Source organism: Hymenobacter sp. 15J16-1T3B, assembly GCF_020711235.1.
Lineage (GTDB): Bacteria > Bacteroidota > Bacteroidia > Cytophagales > Hymenobacteraceae > Solirubrum.
In genome coordinates, this window is record NZ_JAJFAV010000014.1 from 98,574 (window position 1) to 117,877 (window position 19,304).

Consider the following 19,304-nt stretch of genomic DNA (forward strand, 5'->3'; position numbering starts at 1 on the left):
TACGATAATACCAAAACTTCGGACAGCACACCAACGACTTTTTGCTATGGAACACATCGGCAGTCGTATCAAAGCGTTTCGGGAGGAATTGGGGCTTACCCAGACGGATTTATTTCGGTCCACTGGCATTAAGCAAACCACCCTTTCAAGCATTGAGACCGGCACAGAACCCAAAGCGGGCGTCATCGGCGCCTTGCTCGCTGCTTACCCAAACCTCAATCCTGACTGGCTGCTAACGGGCTCCGGCTCCATGCTCCGAGACGGCAAGGGATTGACCCCGGTAGCGAAGCCCGAGCCGGCGGCCGTGGTGCATCCCATCGGCAACACGGTGCAATACCTGCCGATGGCCAGCCAGCCCGGCGCCGATACCATGCTGGTGCAAGCCCTGCAGTCGGCGTTGGACGCGGCCACCAAGCGGGCGGAGAAAGCCGAGCAAGAGTCCGACCGCTGGTACTGGCTCTACATGCAGAAGATCATTCCGTTCCTGGAGCCCGAGCCCGAGCAAGAAGACCAGCACAGCGACCCGGAGCCCGAGAAGAGCTACGACCAATTAAAAAAGGAGTACGTCGATAACTGCATCGCAGCGGGTATCAACCCCGACACCGGCAAGAAGTGGAGCGGCTTCAACCGCAGCAACGACGGCAACGTGGCCGTGCTGCGCGACGAAGCGACCGTGCTCGACTTCCCGACCGGCCGCCGGGTGGAGGACCTGGTTATCGGCGTAGACTACTCGGACAGCGACGCCGCCTAAGGCCCCGAAAAAGGCCCGGCACTCCGCTGTTCGTGTGGCAAGCTGCTAAACACGAGCTAGTTAGGAAATGTGATACAATCCCATCCTCTCTGCTAAAAAGCCCGTTCCTGATGCAGGAACGGGCTTTTTGTTTTGCTCGGGGACGCTCTTCAGGACAAAGCGGGCTATTAGCTAGGAAAGACAGTAGAAGTCTATAGCCAGTAGGGGCAGTCGGTACACTCCCACGAAGCCACTCACGCTGGCGTACCGGCCTGGGAAAAGTGACCTGGTTATCGGCGAGCAGCTGAGTTCAGCTAGGTTGGGCGTTTTGTATTCACGCACACGCAGCTACCCCTGACGCCTGTATTTGCCTTGGCGGGCATAGGCTCTACTTGCTGAACGGACGACCGGGGCTTACAATAGTTAGGAGGTGCAAATAGCCTTGCTCATTCACTGCTTGATCAATATCTGCCGATAGGAGGGCGGTGATAAGCTGCTTCTGAGAAGCAGAGTCGCTACGGGATACAGGCTTTCCGTGGATTTCGAAATGTCATTTCTGCAGTGAAACGAAGGAATGCTCGAACTCAGAGTATTAGTGGCGATAAGCTCCTGCGAGGGTGTCTACCTAATCCAGAGGTAGAGTTTTAGCATGGTTTGAACTCGGTTTCAATGTCGTTGTGTGTTTGGTGAATGAGGGTAGGGGCACCGTCGCTCGTAGATGACGGGAAGCAGCACGAAAACTAAGGCATGAGCCAATCCAAATTGGCTGTGCTATTTCAGTGGTATCAATGATATATGTCACTGCTAATAAGTAACATATATCATTGATTTTGGGCTGGTGGGAATGGATTTTAGGATAGATCTTCCTGGTTTTTCTCATGAATTACCCAATCGATGTATGGCAGCCGGCCAACAAGGCCGCACCGGCCGCTGTCGATACCTCGCAACTGGCCGCGGGCGGGACATCGACGGCCGCAACGGGCCGGCCCGCGCAACTTCGCGTGCCGGATGGGGGATGCCCGCGGGCCATCCTCGATGGCTGGAAACGAGACCCGCGCCTGAGCGCAGAAACGCCCGGCGTGCAAGTGCAAAACGGGGTGGCCATGCTCACCGGCGCCGTGGATACCCCGCGGGCCCGGCAAGCGGCTGAACCAGATGCCCGCAGCGCCCTGGGGGCTGCCTCGTCAACAACTGCCTGCGCGTATGGCCCCGGCGGATGCCCGAGGACGAAGAACTGCACCAAGCCTTGGGCTGCGCGCAGACTCGCGCCCCCTCCCTGGCCGGTTCCGCTGTGGACTGGGTGGTCGACCACGGCTGGGCCATTCTGCGCGGCCAAGCCCCAGCCACTTCGCCCCGCAGCGGCTGGAAGAGCTGGCGGGCAGCAGGACCGGTGTGTTGTGCGTCATCAATCGGCAGCGCATGCTGTCGGCAGCGAATTACCTGCCAGCAGCCCTTAGCGCCGGCCCGCATGGCCTGCCGGGCTGGCCGTCTGGCCCTGTATAACCCTTTCCGAGTAGCCTTTTTCGCTTGCACCATGATCCAGAACGTTGGCTCCTACGACCGGGTGATTCGCATTGTCCTGGCCGCCGTCGTTGCTGCCAGCTTGCTCACGCTCGGCGCCCGCAGCTTCAGCGGGCCCGAAATGCTGGCTTGGCTGCTCCTTCCGCTGGTACTGCTGATTACCGGCGTTACCGGCTACTGCCCACTGTACGGCTTGCTGGGCATCAGCACGCACCGTCCGTGGCAGCGTTAGGGCCCCCGTAATCCTTTTTGGCTTACCGCTGATTGAGGGCCGTTTTCCTTATGTCCGCTTCGCCATGAGTTCCGTTTCTCCCACCCGGCCGCGCCGCCCGCCCTCACCGACCGCGACATCACCGCCGCTGTGGAGCGGCTGTTCACCCACCAGCGCGGCGTCTCGTCCGCCTTTATCAACGTTGTTACCCACTAGGGCATCGTCTGACCACCAGCTCGGCCACGACCGGGCCGAGAAAGTCGCTAAAATGCAGCCGGCAACGCGTACGTGACGGGTTCTTCGGCTACGGCGGGCGGGGCATCGTCTGATTACGCCACCCTGCGCTAGACCGGTGCACGAATGACTGCCGCCCCGCCGCCGATTTTGCACCAACGGCAGCCCGCGCAGCGGCAACCTACTCCGCAGTGGGCGCCCTGGCTGCGTTTTCCACCCCAGCGGACGACGTGGCTGAACGGCGCTATACTCTGCCCGCCGCGGCTACCGCCAAACTGCGCATCTACAACCAAACGGGCCAGCTGATCAGCACGCAGGCCCTGACACGCGGGGTGGGCGCCGGTAGCCAAACGGTCCTGCAGCTACCCACCAAGCAGCTGCACGATGGCGTTTACCCGTGCCAGTTACGCAGCGCCGCTGGCCGGCAATCCTTGCGCCTACTCGTGCAGCACTAATCAGTTGCCGTTACGGGCCCTTGTCGTTGCCCATCAGGGGCGTTTCACCGGTTTTGCTACCTCTTATGAACACTCCGACAACCCAGCCTCAGCCGGCCCCGGCAGCCACCAAGCAGCTCCCGGCCCTGACCTTGCTGGTGCTGACCAGCTTCTTCCCCGAAAGCCGCCGGGCCCTGCGGCTGGCGGCCGAGTTGGCTCAGCCGCTCGGGGCCCGCCTGGTGCTGGTGCACGTCGACCAGTTGGCCCTGCTCAACGCGGATGTGCGCGGCCCGGAATGGCCCGAGCAGACGGCCGAGCTGCGCGAAGCATTGCAGGCCCTGGCCGATGAGCAGCCCGTTGCCGCCGACCTGGCCATCGTCAACGACTTGCTGCCCGATGCCGTCGACGAGCTGCTGACCCAGTACCATCCGGCCCTGTTTGTGCTAGGCCGTCCCGCCGCGGCTGGGGCTGACTTCGACATTGGCGCGGCCGTGCTCGAAATTCTGCGCAACGCCCGGGTGCCGCTGCTGCTGGTGCCCGAGTCGTACGCCGGGCCGGCTGCCCCGCGCCGCGTGGCCGTAGCCGCCGATGACGAGCCGTTCAGCCTAGACCGCGGGGCTGAACCGGCCCGGCAGTTGCTGCGGCAGCTGCCGCCAGCGCAGGCCACGGTGGTTACCGTGGTGCCCATGCAGGTCGACGAGAGCTGCGCCGCCGCCCTACGCCATGTGCGCCTGAGCAATTTGCTGCCCGATGCCGTGCCCGTCACCGCGGAGGGGTTCTACGCCCAGCACCCCGCCGACGGGCTCCTGCCCGCCCTGGCCGCCACCCAGGCCGACTGGCTGCTGATGCTGGCCCGCCGGCGCAGCCTGCTCGGCGAGCTGTTTCACCGCAGCGTCACCGGCCGCCTGCTGGGCCTGAGCCCGGTACCCGTGCTGGTGGTGCCTGCCGACCGCTGAGCTGGCCAACTTGGTCGGCTCTAGGCTTCATAGGTTCTTGGCTAACTATTCATTGCCACGTCATGCAAACGTCCTTTGCCTTCGCGGGCTTGCTGGTCATCCTGCCGGCCTGCATCCACGACTCCGCGGCCGACCACGGTGCCGCGGCGGCCAATCTGAACGTAAACCCGGAAGAAATCAGCCACCCGGCCGCCGCGGTGCAACTCCGGCCGCTGAAGGGGTTTCATACCAACATCGAGCGGGCTACGCGCGCCAACCGCCATTTTCGACAGGTGCTCTACACCGGCCGGCACTTGCAGCTGGTGCTCATGAGCCTGAAGCCCGGCGAGGAAATCGGCAGCGAAGTGCACCAAACCCACGACCAGTTTTTCCGCTTCGAAGCCGGTGCGGGGGAGTGCGTGGTCAACGGCCACCGCTACCCCGTGGCCGCCGGCGACGTGGTCATAGCCCCCGCCGGCTCGACGCACAACGTCATCAACACCGACGCCGCCCGCGCCTTGCAACTCTACACGCTGTACGCTCCGCCCCAGCACCAGGACGGCATCGTGCGCACTACCAAACTGGAAGCCACTGAGCGCCCGGCGCCCTTTAAAGGTCACGTTACCGAGTGACGCCCGCGCCGGTCTGCGGACGCCTAGCCGGGCGGCGCAGTAATCGGCGCCAACGCACGCCGCGGCCCGGCCAGGCGCCAACATCCTACTCCTTTTTTAGCCTCAATAGTCATGAAACCGTTGATTTCGGGCACCTTCATTGCCCTGACTCTGAGCGCCCTTGCCTGTCAGCAACGGCACCCCGACCACCTGCTGGAAGCCCGGGCGGTACCCGCCGCCGTCCGGCAAAGCCTGACGCGTCATTTCGCCAAAGCTTCCGACGTCATCTGGAAAAAACGCATCATCAACTACGAGGCCGGCTTCTGGGACGGCGGCACGCGGACCCTCGCCTGGTTTTCGCCGAAAGGGGTACTGGTTAAGACCCAATGGGCGGTGGTGCCCGGTGCGCTGCCCGGGCCCGTGCGCCACACGCTGGCCACGGAATACCACGGCTACCGGGTGCTTGACGCCTCGGAAACAAAGAGCGCCCGAACGGGCGAAGTGACCTACCGCACCGAGCTGGAGCGGGCCGGGAAAACGAAGACAGTCGAGTTGGAAGAGAACGGCTCGGTCATTCGGCTGTAGGGCGCGGCCACGAACGATTGATTGGCCCAGCCGCAATACCCGGCCCCTGCGGACCGCAGCACCACGTCCTGCCACTGCCGGTTGCTGCTCATCTACAATCAACACCCTGCAAACCATGGCCGTCCAGCTTAACCAAGCCGCCGTCCGCTACGCCCAGCAGCTCATCAAAGAGGGCAAGTTCAAGAACGACTCGGGCCACTGGCGGGAGCACAACCCCGACACGGCCGCCGAAAACAAGTACCTCGCCAAGCACGAAATCGAGGAGTACGCCAAGTGGCACCTGGGCGAGGACACCTCCCTGGGCGAGGACGCCAAAGGCCGCTACAAATTCCCCTTCGGCGACTTCAACACCGTGCACCGCGACGGGCTGCTGGCGGCCAAGGAGCGCGCCGCCCAGCAAGGCTACCACGACATCGAACGGGCCGCCGACGAACTGGAACAGGCGCTGGAAAAGCAGGTCAGCAAGTAATGCGAACCAGGCCAGATTAGCCCGGCAAGCAGGCCGGAGCCGTTAGGCCGCACGGACAGCAATAAAAAAGAACGTCATGCTGAGCTTCAGGATGTCTGCTCTGATTACCATTCACAGCCCCCGGGCGCATGCACCTAGCAGCCCCGGCCTGCTCCGCATAAACGGGCTAGAACCGGCACTTTCAGGCTCCCAATGGCGCGGCCGCCGCCCGGATGATGCGGCCGTCTTCCATTTCGATGATGCGGTGGGTGCGGGCGGCAAAGTCCGGGTCGTGGGTGACGATGAGCAGGGCCTGGTGGTAGGTTTCGGCCAGCTCCCGGAAGATGTCGAACACCACTTCCCCGTTCTTCTTGTCGAGGTTGCCGGTGGGCTCGTCGCCCATGATGAGGAGCGGGTCGTTGATGAGGGCGCGGGCAATGGCCACGCGCTGCTTTTGCCCGCCCGAGAGCTGGTAGGGCATTTTCCGGGCCTCGTCGGCAATGCCCAGGATGCGCAGCTTCTCGTAGGCGCGGTGCTCCAGCTCCGCGGCCGACAGCCGGCCGAGCTTCTGGCCGGGCAGCATCACGTTGCGCAGCACCGAAAACTCGTTGAGCAAGTAGTGAAACTGGAAGACGAAGCCGATTTTCTCGTTGCGCACCCGCGCCAGCTCGGCTTCGGGGCGGCCGCCCATCACCGTCCCGTCGAGCGTGAGCGTGCCCTCGTAGGCGGTGTCCATGGTGGAAAGGATGTAGAGCAGCGTGGATTTGCCGCAGCCCGACTTGCCGACCACCGAGGCAAACTCGCCGCGGCCCAGGGCAAAGCTGATGTCGCGCAGCACCTGCACCCGCACCGGATCGGCGAAGTATTTGGTGATGCCGCGGGCTTCCAGAACGGGCGTTTCCATGCTACTTGCCGCGAATGATGACGACCGGGTCGATGCGGCTGGCCTTGCGGGCCGGGAAGTAGCCGGCCAGGAAGGTGGTCAGCAGCGCAAAACTGCCCGCAATGGCGTAAAACAGCGGGTTGTAGTCGATGGGGTAGGTGTGCACGGCGGGCAGGGAGGCGGGGTTGAACGGCAGCCGCCCGATCAGCAGCGACAGGCCCAGGCCGCCGAGCAAGCCCAGCCCCCCGCCGAATACCCCGATGGACAAGGCCAACAGGATGAACACCCGCCGCACGTCGCGGCCCGCAAAGCCGACGGCCTTGAGAATGGCAATGGTGTCCATCTTCTCGTAAATCATCATGTTCAGGATGTTATAGATGCCGAAGCCGGCCACCGTCAGCAGCGTAATGCCCACCGCGTAGGAAATCAGGGTGCGGATAAACGTGCCGGTTTCAAACTCCGCGTTGGCCGTCTGGATGTCCATGGCTTGCACCTCGTACAGCTGCCGGTACTGGCGGGCCACGGCCGGGGCCTGGGTCAGGTCGCGGAGCTTCACCTGCAGGTCGGTGACGTAGGTGCTGGATTCGCCGAGCAGCTTCTGGGCGGTGGCCAGGGAGGTGTAGCTCTGCACCTTGTCGATGTCGAGCAGGCCCGACTGGAACAGCCCGACCACCTTGAGCTGCACCCGCTCGCCCCGGGTGGTGGTCAGCTGCACCACGTCGCCCACCTCCACCAGCATCAGGTCGGCGGCGCCCTTGCCGAGCACGATGCTGTTGGGCACCGTTTGCAGATCGAGGTAGCGGCCGGCTACCACGTAGTCGCGGAAGGCGAACAGGGCCGCCTCCTGCTCCACCGCAATGCCGCTGACGGTGCCGTTCAGGGTGAGCGTGCCCACGTTATAGAACACCTGGGTTTGCACCTTCGGGGCCACGCCCAGCACCCGTGGGTCGTGGCGGATGGCGGCCATGATGGCGGCGCAGTTGCGGATGCGCGGCAGCTCGTAGCGGGGCTTGATGGAGCGGATAAAATTGTGCTGCCCGCGCCCCCAGGTGGCGCGGTCGATGGGCTGCCGGGCGGCGGGCTGCAGCTCGTGGTAGAGGCGCACGTGGGGCGTGCGGTTGAGCACCAGCCCGTCGAGCAGCTTGTTCAGCCCCGACATAAAGCTGAGCAGGGCCACGAACATGGTGATGCTGAACGTGACGCCCAGGGCGGCCACCAGCGTCTGCCGCCTCCGCGCCCGCAGCAGGGCCCCGGCTACTTCCACCAGCAGCGGCGCGCTCATGAGGCCGGCACGGTTAGCTCGTCGCCGGGCCCGAGGCCGCCGAGGATTTCCACCATCTGGTAGTCGCGCAGGCCGACGCGCACCGGCACCGGCTCGCCCCGGCCGTTCAGCACCGTGGAGTCGTTCACCAGGGCCCGGCGCGGCACCAGCAGCGCCCGGCGCTTGGTGCGCAGCACAATGCTGGCCTCGAAACTCAGCTGCGGGTACAGCACCGGCGGCCGGCGCACGAACCCGGCTTCGACCAGGAAGGTCTTGCTGCCGGCGTTCATCAGGGGCACCACCGCCGTCACCCGCGCCGGAAACACCTGGCCCGCGTAGCTGTCCAGCGTCACCAGCACAGGCTGGCCCGGCCGGATGCGCACGATGTCGGCCTCGTCGACCTGCATTTCCAGCACGTAGCGCCGGGCCTCGCCGAGCAGGGCCAGCGGCGTCTGCGGGCTCACGGCCTCGCCCGGCCGGGGGTAGAGCTTGTAGACCACGCCCCGCACGCGGCTGCGCAGCACAAAGTCGCGGGTCTGCTGCCGGGCAATCTGCAGGTTGGTACGCGCCTGCCGGGCCGCGAAGTCGAGCTGCCGCTGCAGGGTGTGGTAGCGAGCCAGCGCCGCCGTGTAGGCCGTGCGGGCGCCGGCGTAGGCCAGCTCGCGCTGCTCCAGCGCCTGCCGCGTACCGATGCTCTGCGCCCAGAGCCGGCGCTGCCGCTCCAGCTGCCGTTGCTCGTCGGCCAGGGTGCGGCGCTGCAAATCGACCTGGGTCTGGGCCTCGCGGAGCTGGTCCTGGTTGGCGGCCACATCGGCGTAGCGGGCGGCCAGGGCGGCATTTTGGGCGGCCAGTTGGGGTACGTCGCCAGCAATGGCCAGCAGGGGCGTGCCCACCTGCACGGAGTCGCCCTCGCGCACGTAAACCGCTTTGATCAGGCCGCCGACGCTGGCAAAGGCCTGGTACTGCCCGGCGCTTTTGACGGTGCCGGCCGCGTACACGCACTCGGAAATGGGGGCTACCACCGGCCGCACGTGCTCGGCCTTGGGCCCGCAACTGCCCAGAAGTACCAATACGAGGCCGCCGAGCCACAGCCACCGGGTCGGGTAGAAGCAGGGCCCGCCGCTTCTACCCGACCCGGTGGCATTCCGATGGTGTAGATGGCGGCTGACAGGCATGGCTAAACGATTGGAGTGGTAGCACAACGGGGGAGTCGGGCGCCCGCGTGGGTTGGGGCCGTTCTGGTTGATCAGTTCGGGGAAGAAGCTCAGGCGGTGCGAGAGGATGCGTCGCACCGCCGCAAGGCCAGGGCGCAGGACGTGTACACCCGAAGTTTCTTTGCCCAACAACACGGCACCGACATCGGGCAGTGTCGGTAGCCCGCCCCGGAGCTTCTGGCCTGCGTCGATCAGGTGCTGCACCCTGCCGACGGTGTGGCGCAAATACAAAGGAATGCACCTGGTGCGTGAGCCTACCGAGCAGCATCAGCGCGAGTGTGTCCGCCACCAGGGCGCGGTAGGACTGCGTGTAGACCACCAGCCGGTGGATACTCTGCCACCGCGTCATCGGTGTGGAGCGGATGGCGAGGTGGAGAACCGGTAAACTGGACTACAGGCCCGCCATGCCCTGGCGCGGCGGCCGGCTCAGGCGAAACAGGTAGCCCGCCTGCAGCAGCACGCCGGTGGCATATACCCGCGACGCGCCTTCCGCTGCGGGGGCGTCGAACATTTTGGTGAAGCTGCGGTAGTAACGTGCGTTGAGCGTCCAGCCCTTGGGCGCGCGGTAACCCAGGCCAGCTACCCCGCTCAGGCACAGCGGTGTCATCTGCTGCCGGCCGCTGTAGGCCCGGTGCTCCTGCTGCACCGAAGACTGGTTGGTAAATTCCGTGGTTCGCCGCTCATCGGTGCTGGCCTGGACGAGATAGTCGAGCTGAGGCCCCAGCTCCATGAACACTCGCGCCGTATTCATTTGCGCCAGCACGGGCAGGCTCAGGTAAGTCAGCATGCGGTTCTGGCGGTATGAGTAAGCGGCTGTGCCGTCGGGCAATCCGGCGGTTTGCGTCACGCGCTGCCGGTAGCCGGTGCGGGTTACCAGCAGCTCGGGCTGCAGGCTGGTTTCGTTACGGGCCGCCAGCGGAATCTGCAGGGCCACGCCTTCGCTGAAGCCAGGGCAGACGCGCTGCCGGGTGCGGTAGTTCGGGCCGTGCAGCCAGGTCACGTCGCCGGCCAGCCCAGCCAGGGAAAAGCCGGTTTTAGGCCCCAGGCAGAGGCCACGTGCTGGTTGGGCGTGGGCGCCGGCGGCGGCCAGCCAAAGCAAGGCCACCAGCCCGGCCGCGCCCAGCACCGGGCGCGGCTGCCGCCGCCCGGTGCTGGGCGCGGCCAACCAGCCACCCGAAAAGCAAACGCGCGAGGCCGGCCAGGCCGCCGGGCCTGCTTCCGGCGCGCAGAAATGGGAGGTGTACGCATAGTGCATGAGGACTGCGCAGTTGAGTTGAACAGACCTAAATAGCACGCCCGCTGCCCAAAAAACGATGAGCAATGCCACATGGGTTAATGACTTATGTCATTAATTTCAAGCGGTTTGTCATTTGCTTTCCTCCGCCTCCCGGTCGAATGAAGTTCCCGACAGCTAGGCGCTGAGGGCGGCCCGCGCCTGCTTTTTCGGCTGCCGCTTGAGGTAGCCGCGCTGCAGCACAACGTGCTGCAGCGCCTCCATGCTCTGGCTGAAGCCGGCCGTGCCCCGCTCCACGTGCTGCATTGGGCCAGCATAGGGGGACGGGGCGCGGTGATGCGGGGAGAAAGGATGAAAAACCGCCGACTCAGACGGGCAGTGCCGTCGCTGGCGCCGGCGTCAGCGCCGCTGCCAGCGCCTGTTCGGCCTCGGCCATGTTGCGCATGCCGGTCAGCAGCGCGTCGGGGGTAAAGGAAATGCTGTCGATGCCCTGCGCTACCAGGAAGCGGGCGAAGTCGGGGTAGTCGCTGGGGGCCTGCCCGCAGAGGCCGATGGGCCGGCCGCTGGCGTGGGCCGCCCGAATCACCTGGGCCAGCAGCTGCTTGACGGCCGCGTTGCGCTCATCGAAGAGCGGGCTGACGATGGCCGAGTCGCGGTCCAGGCCCAGGGTGAGCTGGGTCAGGTCGTTGGAGCCGATGCTGAAGCCGTCGAACACCTCGGCAAACTCGGCGGCCAGGATGACGTTGCTCGGAATTTCGGCCATAACGTAGATTTCCAGCCCGTCGGGGCCGCTGCGGCGCAGGCCGAATTCCTGCATCAGGGCCACCACTTTGCGCCCTTCTTCCACGGTGCGGCAGAAGGGAATCATGGCCTTCACGTTGCTGAGGCCCATGCCCTCGCGCACCCGGCGCAGGGCCTCGCACTCCAGCCGGAACCCCTCGCGGTACTGCGGGCTGTAGTAGCGCGAGGCCCCGCGGAAGCCCAACATGGGGTTTTCCTCCGCCGGCTCGAATTGCCGCCCGCCGAGCAGGCCCGCGTACTCGTTGGTTTTGAAGTCGCTCAGCCGCACGATAACCGGGCGCGGGTAAAAGCAGGCCGCCACGAAGCCAATAGCCTGGCTGAGCTGGTCGACGAAGTACTCCGGCTTGCTGGGGTAGCGCGCCGTCAGCTGCTCGATTTCGGCCCGAGCCGCCGCGTCCTGCAGCTTATCGAACTCGACCAGCGCCATCGGATGGATGCGGATGGCGTTGTTGATGACGAATTCCATGCGCATCAGCCCCACGCCCTGGCTGGGGTAGCGGGCCAGCTGCAGGGCGCGGGCGGGGTCGGCCAGGATGAGCAGGGGCTTGGTGCGGGGCCGGGGCACGGTTTCCAGGTCGATTTCCGTTTCCGTCCAGGCCAGGCGGCCGGCGTACACCCGGCCTTCGTCGCCCTCGGCGCAGGACACGGTAATGAGCTGCCCGTCTTGGATCTGCTCGGTCGCGTCGTGGGTGCCCACCACGGCCGAGAGGCCCAGCTCCCGCGCCACGATGGCCGCGTGGCTGGTGCGCCCGCCCTTGTTCGTAACGATGACCGCGGCTTTCTTGAGCACCACGTTCCAGTCGGGGCTGGTGCTGTCGGCCACCAGGATGTCGCCGGGCTGCAGGCGGTGGCCCTCGGCGGGCGAGGCCAGGATGCGCGCCACCCCGCTGGCAATCTGGCTGCCCACGGCCTTGCCCGCGGCCAGCACCGGTGCTTTTTCTGTGAGGTGGTACTCGTGCAGGCGCAGCTCACGGCGGCCGTGGTGGATGGTTTCGGGCCGGGCCTGCACAATGAACAGCTCGCCCGTCAGCCCGTCCTGGGCCCACTCCACGTCCATGGGCAGGCCGTAGTGCTCCTCGATGAGCAGGCACCAGCGGCCCAGTTGCTCCACTTCGGCGTCCCGGAGCACGTATTGCTGGCGCTTGGCGGCGGGCGTGTCGGTGTTGCGCAGGGCCTGGCCGCCGGCATCGTCTTCGGGGGCGTAACGCATGGTCTGGGCCTTGTCGCCGAGCTTTTTGCTGACCAGGGCTCGGCCGCCGCGGCGCACGGTGGGCTTGAAGAGGTAGAATTCGTCGGGGTTGACGGCGCCTTGCACCACGTTTTCGCCCAGGCCCCAGCTACCGGTCAGGTAGATGAGCTGCTCGTGGCCGGTTTCGGGCTCGATGGTGAAGGCCACGCCGGCCGAAGCCAGGTCGGAGCGCACCATCAGCTGCACGCCCGCCGACAGGGCCACGCGTAGGTGGTCGAAGCCGTGCTGCAGGCGGTATTTGATGGCCCGGTCGTTGAACAGCGACACGTAGCAGCGCTGCACGGCCGCCAGCACGGCCGCCTCGCCGCGCACGTTCAGGAAGGAGTCGTGCTGCCCGGCAAAGCTGGCGGTGGGCAAATCCTCGGCGGTAGCGCTGCTGCGCACGGCCACCTGCACGTCGGCGGCGCGGCCGGCGCACAGCTCTCGGTAGGCTACGCGCACGGCCTGCGCCACGTCGTTGGGCAGCTGGGCGGCCTGCACCAGGGCCCGGGCTTCGGCGCCGGCCTCCTGTAGCCCCTCAAAGGTTTCGGGGTCGATGCGGGCCAGCAGCTGGGCTAGCGGTTCCGGTAGGTGGTTAACTTCCAGAAAACGCCCGTAAGCGGCGGCCGTGGTGGCGAAGCCGTCGGGCACGCGCACGCCCTGCGGGGTGAGGCGGTTGTACAGCTCGCCCAGGGAAGCGTTTTTGCCGCCCACCACGGTTACGTGTTCGTTGGTCAGCGCGCCGAAAGGCAGTGTGAAAAGGTCGGTTGGGTTCATGGGGCAGGCGAAAAAGCGACGGGTGAGCGGGAGAAAAGCAGCCATCAATACAGTAGGCCGTCAACTGCGGTCGGCAGCAAAGCCGGGGCCGGCTCGGCCTCGGCCGGCAGTAGCAGCACCGGCACCGGGCAGCGACGCGCCACGGCAGTGGCCAGGTGGCAGGGCCACAGGCTGGCTAGAAGGCTACGCGGCCGGGCCACCAGCACCAGCCAATCGGCTTGGATATCCACCGCGGCCTGCACCAGCCCCGCGCTGCGCGAGGCGTGCTGCAACTGGTAAGAAGACGGGTCCGCCGCGGCGAGCAGTGCCCCTGCCTGGCGGGCGGTGGCCACCACGCGACGCATGTCCAGTGCCGGACCGGCGGGCCCGGCCACGTGCACCACCGTGTAGTCGGCCGACAAGCCTTGCAGCAGTGCTAGAAGCCGCCGGGAGGCCGAACCCAGGCGAAACGCGGCCCCGTCGAGGGCCAGGGCCAGCTGCCGGGGCAAGCCGGGGCCGCCGGCGGCTTCAGCCGGCACGAGCAGCAGGGGCAGGCGGGTGTCGCGCAGCGCCGGCAGGGCGTAGTTGTAAAGCAGTTGGTCGATTAGGTAGTGCTCGGGCGCGAGGCCCAGCACCAACAGGTGAGGAGCCTGACGGTGGATGAGAGCTTGCAGCGTATCGTGGAGTCCGTCGGCGGCCGGCTCCACGGAGGCAACGACCGGCAGCGTCCGCGCCAGCTCGGCCAGGGCCGCGGCCGCGTCGAGCTGCTGCTGGTCCAGGTACTCGACAGGCATGGGCAACAGACCAAACTCTGGCTCCACCACGGCTTCGGCTTTTAGGTGCACCAGCCGCAATTCAGCCCCGGTAGCCGCCGCCAGCAGCGCCGCGTAGTAAGCCGCCCGGTGCGCTTCGGGCGAAAGGTTTGATAAGACGACGAAAACCGGTTTCATCTTCAGCCAGGGCTAGAGTTACAAAGGTTTCGGCAAGCACGCCGCGCTTCGGGTTAGCTTAGGCAGCCGGCCCCGGCCCCGGCCCCCGCACTCGCAACAGGTTGAGGACCGAGCCGGCACCACCCTCGTAGGCACAGAGCGCGGCGGCCTGCCGGTCCAACCAGGTATTCACCGTGCCGGTAAGCGTGGCCCGCTCACAGCGCGCACGCCCCGCACGCTTTTCACCACGTGCAGCACCAAGTCTCTATCCGACCACGCCGGCACGTTGCCTAGCACCATTACCCGGCCTTCACAGGCGGTGCAGCTCACTTCGTAGTGGCAGGTAATAGCGTCCTGCAGCAGAGCCTCCTCTACGTCGCGGCGCAACGTCACGTCGGGCAAATCCACCCAGTCGCGCCCCTCGATGGTGTTGATGACGCCCCGTACCCCGCGCACAGCCTGAGCAATTTCCTCGGCTCGCTCCCGCGCCAGCAGGTGGTCTGCGTACCCCGATAATGCCACAATCCCCTGCGCGCAGTTGATAGCAATCCAGGGGTATTTTACCCCGCTTCTGATGGTCTGCAGGCGTTCCACGGCCGCCGTGATGTCATCATCAGCCAGAGCCGTTTCCGGGGCGAAACCGGGTTGTGATGTTTCCATGGCCGTTTCAGGTTCAAGGCCCCAGCCGATTGGTCGTAGTTGCTACCCGAAATTGCTCTTTCCATTCCCGTAGTAGCATGACGAACAGCATCTTACCCGGTGATTTATATCACTGTCGTGGCAACAGCATTCATCAAGCTAAGTCAACGGGGCGTCAGCCCGAATAAAATGGCATAGCCTCTGATTAGTTCTTTTATTAGCGCCACTGCCTGGCAGCTGAGCAAAGCCAAACTTGTCTTCCATAGTGTCCTCCAGCCAAACAAAAAGGCAGGTGGTAAGTCCCGTTATGTACACTAGGCCGCTCGTTATTGCTGCTAAGAAAAACCCCGCTGGTGCACCACCAGCGGGGCTTTTGTGATATCCAAACGAAGATTGCGCTGTGCAAATGACCAAATAGCAATTGATGGGTTATCCAAAAGTTGCTAAAGGATGACTCACGCCGCCAGCTAGTGAACCATATCGGGCAATTTGTCCAGGGAAATAGGTTTGTGGCCCAGGTTCTGCCGTGCGAACAGGGCTCCTTTTGCCATGGGCTCTATACAGCGCTTACCATTGTGCCCTGGCAACTCATCTCACGTTGGTGCATGAGCAAACCGGCGAGTTGGCGCTGAAGATCAGCCGCGGTGCCTCCAGCGAAAATTTCTTTGCCCACCTGTGCCGATTGAGCTGCTACCCGCTGCTGTGGGCGACGGCCGGGGGCGGCACGTCACGGGCCGACTTTCACGACGACCAGATTGCGGCCGCCCAGCACGCCGGCCCTACGCAGTGGCCGCCAGGTAACACCCGAGGCCAGAGCGGCGCTGACCGGCGGCCTCGCGGCGGAAAACCCTGGCAAACGGCCACACCAGTGGCCGAACAAGGGAACAACGACCATATGGGATACCAAAGCGGACCGGGCTGCCAAGGCAAGTGATGTCCGAAGAAAAGCCGCATCCAACCACGAAGGTCGGGAATCCGTATTTTCAAGCAGCCCTGCTTCATTAGGTCTGAAAAACTCTATACACGCGCCCGCTTTTGGCCGGCTTGTGCATTCAATATGGTAACGCTTCGATTATCAGCGCCCAGCGAGTTAGCCAGACTTCAGCAGCTGGTATCCTGGCCCTGTGCTGCTCGCACCCGGAACATGTACCGAAACCGTTGTGTTACCTTGCGTGCTTTCTCACCCGTTCCGAATGCCTGCCACCCGCCATTACTTTTCTAACGCTCTGGGGTCTATCGACTTCGTGCCGGGAGCTTACGTGCAGTTGCGCTGGTCGGGGCAGCCGTTGAGCAGCCCGGAGCTGCGCGCCCTCTACATCCATGTCCGTAACGTGCTGGAACGCAAAGGGCTGCATTGCCTGCTGGTGGACCACCGCGCCATGGCCTCAGCCCCGGACGCGGCGGATCAGCAGTGGCTGCTGACGCAATGGCTACCCGAAACCGCGGCTCGCACCCGAGCTACCCACTACGCGGCGCTGCCCGCACCGGATCCGGCCCGCCGCTTGCACACCGAGCCGGTGGTGCAGGACCTGCGCCGGTACCTGAGCGTGGCCCTGTTTGACGACCCCGAACAGGCGGCAGCCTGGTTCGACGCGGCTTAGTTCCCGGCAGATGCCCGCCGACCTCCCGTTGCTGCGCTGGCTGCGCCGGCGCTTCGATCTTTCCCGCGACATGGCCGACCCGGTCGACATCGTGGCGGACGTGCGAGAGGGCATGGCCTTCCGCGGCACCAACCTGTGGGTACTCATTTTTGCCATTCTGGTGGCCTCGGTGGGACTGAACGTCAATTCGACGGCGGTCATCATCGGGGCCATGCTCATTTCGCCGTTGATGGGCCCCATCGTGGGCATTGGCTTCGGCGCGGCCACCGTGGAGCTGGAACTGATTCAGCGCGGCGTCAAGAACCTGCTCGTAGCGGCCGGCATCAGCGTGGCGGCCTCGACCCTGTACTTCCGGCTCACCCCGCTCACCGACGCCGGCTCCGAGCTGCTGGCCCGTACCCAGCCCACCACCTGGGACGTGCTCATCGCCCTGTTCGGCGGGGCCGCGGGCGCTATTGCCCTCACCCGGCGCGAACGGGGCAATGCCGTGCCGGGCGTCGCCATTGCCACGGCGCTTATGCCCCCGCTGTGCACGGCGGGCTACGGGCTAGCCACGGCACACTGGACGTTTGTGTTCGGGGCGCTGTACCTGTTCAGCATCAACTGCGTGTTTATCAGCCTGGCCACCTTTTTGGTGGCGCGCATCTTGCCGCTGCCCCACCATACCTTCGTGAGTCGGCGCCGCGCCCGACGCGTGCAACTCAGCATCTGGCTGGTGGCCCTGCTCACCGGCGTGCCCAGCATCTACCTGGCCGCGCGCATTGTGCAGCGCACCGTGTTTGCCCACAACGCCCAGCGCTTTGTCGACGAGCAGTTCAATCAGCAGCCGGGCACCTACGTAGTCACCCGTCGCATCGAGGCCGACACGCGCAGCATCAACGTGCTGCTGGCCGGGCAACTCCTGACCCGGACGCAACTGCTGACCGCCCGTGCCACGTTGGGCCGCTACCGGCTCGACAAAGCGCAGCTGACCGTGCGCCAGGGCTTGGCCCAACTCGACTCCGCCGACGCCCAAACCATGCGCAACAGCCTGCTGGAAGACGTGCGCAGCCGCAACGAACAAACCCTGGCCGGCTACGATGCCCGCCTTGCCCAGCTGCAGCAGGTACTCACCCAGGCCGACAACCCCGCCGTGACGGGCCTGCCCGCGGCCCCAGCGCTGCTGCGCGAGGTGCAGGCGGAACACCCCGCCGTCCGCCAGCTCGGCCTGAGTCGCTTGGTGCAGCCCGCCGTCGATTCGCTGCGGGCCGACACGACCCTAGTGGTTTCCGTGCGAACGGAGCGCCCGTTGCCCGCCGCCGAGCAGCAGCGGCTGCGCCAGTGGCTGGCGGTGCGCGCCGGCGGCAAGCGGGCTGTACGGCTGCTGGTCAACGAGTAAGTGCGGAGCTGATTCAGACTTCCGCCGGCTTGGCAGGCGCTGTAAGGTACCTGCTCAAACAAGCGCGCACGCCTTCAGGGTTTAGGACAGTCGCTGTTGGAACGCCTCCAGCAGCTGCAGCACGGCCCGCCAGGCAGCGGCGTGTTCGGTGGCCGTGGCAGCAGCACGGAGCTGGTTGGCGGCGATGAGCAGTTGGCGCAGCACCGGGGTCAACTCCTGGGCTACCTGCTGCCAAAAGACGGATAATTCTTGGCCTTCGGCGGCCGAAGCCCGCAAGTCGATTAGCAGGGCCGCGGCTGCGGCCAGTTGCCGCAGCACCAGTAGCTGAGCAGCCTCGGGCGGGCGCGGCGTGGCCGCCGCCAGGCACAGTGCCCCGATGGTGATATGCAACCGCGTTACCAAAGGCTGCACGACGTGCCGCTGCAGGCCCAGTTGCTCCGCCACGCCGGCATCGATGAGGGCACTAGGGTGCCGGTGCGCTGCTTCCAAGCGTATCAGTTCGCGCTGAGCAATGGCGGCGGCGCAGAGGCTCGCCGGCCGGGGCAAGTAGGCCGGCTCGGCCGCCGATACCGCGTCCTGCCAGTCATAGGCCGCGTCCAGCAGTACCAGGCAGATGGGCACGTCGAACAGCCGTGCCGTGATGAGCGCCAGTTCGTCCAGTAGTTTTTTGCCGACCGCGTGCACTACGCAGTACCCGGCAACGCTGGTTACTGTGGCAGCGGGAAAGGGCATATCGTGTAGCAGAACGAGGCCGGTGGCAATGCTCATGAAGGGTAGCTGGGGAACGGGCTGCGCTGTCTAAATATATTAAAATAACGATGCTCGGCACCCTCTTCACGCTGGAGTGCTTAACCTGGAGAAGCCGGTGACCTCGCTGCTGGCCGGCATGGGTATCATAGTACTGGTGCTGGGCTTTGTCTTTCCGGACTTTGCGGCCCGCTTCATCAGCGGCATCATTGTCGCCGTGCAACGGCCCTTCACGGTCAGTGACGCGATGCAGATTGACGCCTACTTGCCCGCTCGACGTGTTGCCGCAGCTGCGCCCGGCCCCGGAGTCATCGACCAAATAAGGCCAATCGGCGTAAGCTTAAGCCAGCCGTTACACTTGCCACGGGCCCGTCTGCGGACCGCAGTGGCACTACCACCCTGCACGTATGCCTCAACACACCTACCGCACCTTTGCCCTAATGCTGGCCGCCTCGTTCGTCGTCATGTACACGGTGATGTTTCTGAACGTGGACCGCTTGGCGCACATCTACCTCAGCCTGACGCGCACCTACATGACCCTGCTGATGGTGGCCCCGATGGCCGTGTTGATGCTGGTGTTCATGCCCCACATGTATCCAGACAAAGCGCGCAACACGCTTATCCTGGTGAGCAGCGCGTTGGTGTTCGTCCTGGCCCTGCTGGGGCTGCGCACCCAGGCGCTGGTTACCGACGAGCAGTACATGCAGGCCATGATTCCGCACCATTCCTCGGCCATCATGGTCAGCCAGCAGGCCCGGCTAAAGGACCCGGAGCTGCGGCAACTCGCGCAGGACATCATTCGGGCGCAGGAACGGGAAATTGCCCAGATGGAACGCATTCGCGCCCGTCTGAAGCACTGAATCCCGGCGGTCTGGCCGCTGACATCCCCTGACGACTTGTGTAGTTTGCGGCCCAGTCGCTCCG

At 65.2% G+C, this 19,304-nt stretch carries 19 protein-coding genes; 10 read left to right on the forward strand and 9 right to left on the reverse strand.

Annotated elements, in window-relative coordinates; all coding sequences use genetic code 11:
* Positions 1–46 precede the first annotated feature (46 nt).
* The 7 genes from LJ737_RS20950 (at position 47) to LJ737_RS20980 (ending at position 5,730) form a co-directional block, all read left to right on the forward strand.
* Positions 47–751: a helix-turn-helix domain-containing protein gene (locus LJ737_RS20950; RefSeq protein WP_227768713.1), complete on the forward strand. Its 705-nt coding sequence runs from the start codon at positions 47–49 to the stop codon at positions 749–751.
* A gap of 1,513 nt (positions 752–2,264) precedes the next feature.
* On the forward strand, positions 2,265–2,483 hold the full coding sequence (locus LJ737_RS20955; protein ID WP_227768714.1) for a YgaP family membrane protein: 219 nt from the start codon (positions 2,265–2,267) through the stop codon (positions 2,481–2,483).
* 404 nt (positions 2,484–2,887) lie between these two features.
* The gene (locus tag LJ737_RS20960) at positions 2,888–3,151 is read left to right on the forward strand and encodes a T9SS type A sorting domain-containing protein (protein WP_227768715.1); all 264 of its coding nucleotides are present in this window, start codon (positions 2,888–2,890) and stop codon (positions 3,149–3,151) included.
* 65 nt (positions 3,152–3,216) lie between these two features.
* The gene (locus LJ737_RS20965) at positions 3,217–4,086 is read left to right on the forward strand and encodes a universal stress protein (RefSeq protein WP_227768716.1); all 870 of its coding nucleotides are present in this window, start codon (positions 3,217–3,219) and stop codon (positions 4,084–4,086) included.
* Between the two features lie 62 nt (positions 4,087–4,148).
* On the forward strand, positions 4,149–4,697 hold the full coding sequence (locus LJ737_RS20970; protein WP_227768717.1) for a cupin domain-containing protein: 549 nt from the start codon (positions 4,149–4,151) through the stop codon (positions 4,695–4,697).
* Positions 4,698–4,808: 111 nt separating this feature from the next.
* The gene (locus LJ737_RS20975) at positions 4,809–5,261 is read left to right on the forward strand and encodes a hypothetical protein (RefSeq protein ID WP_227768718.1); all 453 of its coding nucleotides are present in this window, start codon (positions 4,809–4,811) and stop codon (positions 5,259–5,261) included.
* Positions 5,262–5,376: 115 nt separating this feature from the next.
* The gene (locus LJ737_RS20980; RefSeq protein ID WP_227768719.1) at positions 5,377–5,730 is read left to right on the forward strand and encodes a hypothetical protein; all 354 of its coding nucleotides are present in this window, start codon (positions 5,377–5,379) and stop codon (positions 5,728–5,730) included.
* 181 nt (positions 5,731–5,911) lie between these two features.
* On the opposite strand, the gene LJ737_RS20985 is transcribed toward LJ737_RS20980, so the two are convergent.
* The 8 genes from LJ737_RS20985 to LJ737_RS21015 all read right to left on the reverse strand — a co-directional run bounded on the left by LJ737_RS20985 (position 5,912) and on the right by LJ737_RS21015 (position 14,675).
* Positions 5,912–6,613 (reverse strand): ABC transporter ATP-binding protein, encoded by a 702-nt coding sequence (locus LJ737_RS20985; RefSeq protein ID WP_227768720.1) that lies wholly within the window; start codon positions 6,611–6,613, stop codon positions 5,912–5,914.
* A 1-nt stretch (position 6,614) separates the two neighbouring features.
* Positions 6,615–7,874: an ABC transporter permease gene (locus LJ737_RS20990; RefSeq protein WP_227768721.1), complete on the reverse strand. Its 1,260-nt coding sequence runs from the start codon at positions 7,872–7,874 to the stop codon at positions 6,615–6,617.
* Complete coding sequence (locus LJ737_RS20995) at positions 7,871–9,028, reverse strand: efflux RND transporter periplasmic adaptor subunit (RefSeq protein WP_227768722.1); 1,158 nt, start codon at positions 9,026–9,028, stop codon at positions 7,871–7,873. The genes LJ737_RS20990 and LJ737_RS20995 overlap by 4 nt, the downstream gene beginning before the upstream one ends.
* A 430-nt stretch (positions 9,029–9,458) precedes the next feature.
* Positions 9,459–10,322 carry a porin family protein gene (locus LJ737_RS21000; protein WP_227768723.1) on the reverse strand — a complete coding sequence of 288 codons (864 nt, stop codon included), beginning with the start codon at positions 10,320–10,322 and terminating at the stop codon, positions 9,459–9,461.
* Between the two features lie 156 nt (positions 10,323–10,478).
* Positions 10,479–10,607 carry a hypothetical protein gene (locus LJ737_RS26980; RefSeq protein WP_262907999.1) on the reverse strand — a complete coding sequence of 43 codons (129 nt, stop codon included), beginning with the start codon at positions 10,605–10,607 and terminating at the stop codon, positions 10,479–10,481.
* A 61-nt stretch (positions 10,608–10,668) separates the two neighbouring features.
* A complete protein-coding gene (gene ppsA, locus LJ737_RS21005; protein ID WP_227768724.1) occupies positions 10,669–13,107 on the reverse strand; it encodes a phosphoenolpyruvate synthase in 2,439 nt (812 codons plus the stop codon).
* A 44-nt stretch (positions 13,108–13,151) separates the two neighbouring features.
* Positions 13,152–14,036, reverse strand: coding sequence for a universal stress protein (locus LJ737_RS21010; protein WP_227768725.1), 885 nt, complete (start codon positions 14,034–14,036; stop codon positions 13,152–13,154).
* Between the two features lie 168 nt (positions 14,037–14,204).
* Entirely contained in the window at positions 14,205–14,675 is a 471-nt protein-coding gene (locus LJ737_RS21015) for a BON domain-containing protein (protein WP_227768726.1), read from the reverse strand.
* A 1,172-nt stretch (positions 14,676–15,847) separates the two neighbouring features.
* Here LJ737_RS21015 and LJ737_RS21020 point away from each other — a divergent pair.
* Complete coding sequence (locus LJ737_RS21020; RefSeq protein ID WP_227768727.1) at positions 15,848–16,255, forward strand: hypothetical protein; 408 nt, start codon at positions 15,848–15,850, stop codon at positions 16,253–16,255.
* A 10-nt stretch (positions 16,256–16,265) separates the two neighbouring features.
* A complete protein-coding gene (locus LJ737_RS21025; RefSeq protein ID WP_227768728.1) occupies positions 16,266–17,633 on the forward strand; it encodes a DUF389 domain-containing protein in 1,368 nt (455 codons plus the stop codon).
* Between the two features lie 81 nt (positions 17,634–17,714).
* Here LJ737_RS21025 and LJ737_RS21030 read toward each other — a convergent pair whose 3' ends face one another.
* Positions 17,715–18,365 (reverse strand): hypothetical protein, encoded by a 651-nt coding sequence (locus LJ737_RS21030; protein ID WP_227768729.1) that lies wholly within the window; start codon positions 18,363–18,365, stop codon positions 17,715–17,717.
* 422 nt (positions 18,366–18,787) lie between these two features.
* On the opposite strand from LJ737_RS21030, the gene LJ737_RS21040 reads away from it, so the two are divergent.
* Positions 18,788–19,240, forward strand: coding sequence for a DUF305 domain-containing protein (locus tag LJ737_RS21040; protein WP_227768730.1), 453 nt, complete (start codon positions 18,788–18,790; stop codon positions 19,238–19,240).
* Positions 19,241–19,304 lie beyond the last annotated feature (64 nt).

Bases quoted from the DNA above. Each gene is read 5' to 3' on its own strand.
- LJ737_RS21010 (WP_227768725.1), bottom strand. From the start codon at position 14,036: ATGAAACCGGTTTTCGTCGTCTTATCAAACCTTTCGCCCGAAGCGCAC.
- LJ737_RS21000 (WP_227768723.1), bottom strand. From the start codon at position 10,322: ATGCACTATGCGTACACCTCCCATTTCTGCGCGCCGGAAGCAGGCCCG.
- LJ737_RS20980 (WP_227768719.1), top strand. From the start codon at position 5,377: ATGGCCGTCCAGCTTAACCAAGCCGCCGTCCGCTACGCCCAGCAGCTC.
- LJ737_RS20950 (WP_227768713.1), top strand. From the start codon at position 47: ATGGAACACATCGGCAGTCGTATCAAAGCGTTTCGGGAGGAATTGGGG.
- LJ737_RS20990 (WP_227768721.1), bottom strand. From the start codon at position 7,874: ATGAGCGCGCCGCTGCTGGTGGAAGTAGCCGGGGCCCTGCTGCGGGCG.
- LJ737_RS20965 (WP_227768716.1), top strand. From the start codon at position 3,217: ATGAACACTCCGACAACCCAGCCTCAGCCGGCCCCGGCAGCCACCAAG.
- LJ737_RS21040 (WP_227768730.1), top strand. From the start codon at position 18,788: ATGCCTCAACACACCTACCGCACCTTTGCCCTAATGCTGGCCGCCTCG.
- LJ737_RS20985 (WP_227768720.1), bottom strand. From the start codon at position 6,613: ATGGAAACGCCCGTTCTGGAAGCCCGCGGCATCACCAAATACTTCGCC.
- LJ737_RS20995 (WP_227768722.1), bottom strand. From the start codon at position 9,028: ATGCCTGTCAGCCGCCATCTACACCATCGGAATGCCACCGGGTCGGGT.
- LJ737_RS21015 (WP_227768726.1), bottom strand. From the start codon at position 14,675: ATGGAAACATCACAACCCGGTTTCGCCCCGGAAACGGCTCTGGCTGAT.
- LJ737_RS20975 (WP_227768718.1), top strand. From the start codon at position 4,809: ATGAAACCGTTGATTTCGGGCACCTTCATTGCCCTGACTCTGAGCGCC.
- ppsA (WP_227768724.1), bottom strand. From the start codon at position 13,107: ATGAACCCAACCGACCTTTTCACACTGCCTTTCGGCGCGCTGACCAAC.
- LJ737_RS20970 (WP_227768717.1), top strand. From the start codon at position 4,149: ATGCAAACGTCCTTTGCCTTCGCGGGCTTGCTGGTCATCCTGCCGGCC.
- LJ737_RS21020 (WP_227768727.1), top strand. From the start codon at position 15,848: ATGCCTGCCACCCGCCATTACTTTTCTAACGCTCTGGGGTCTATCGAC.
- LJ737_RS21025 (WP_227768728.1), top strand. From the start codon at position 16,266: ATGCCCGCCGACCTCCCGTTGCTGCGCTGGCTGCGCCGGCGCTTCGAT.
- LJ737_RS20955 (WP_227768714.1), top strand. From the start codon at position 2,265: ATGATCCAGAACGTTGGCTCCTACGACCGGGTGATTCGCATTGTCCTG.
- LJ737_RS26980 (WP_262907999.1), bottom strand. From the start codon at position 10,607: ATGCAGCACGTGGAGCGGGGCACGGCCGGCTTCAGCCAGAGCATGGAG.
- LJ737_RS21030 (WP_227768729.1), bottom strand. From the start codon at position 18,365: ATGCCCTTTCCCGCTGCCACAGTAACCAGCGTTGCCGGGTACTGCGTA.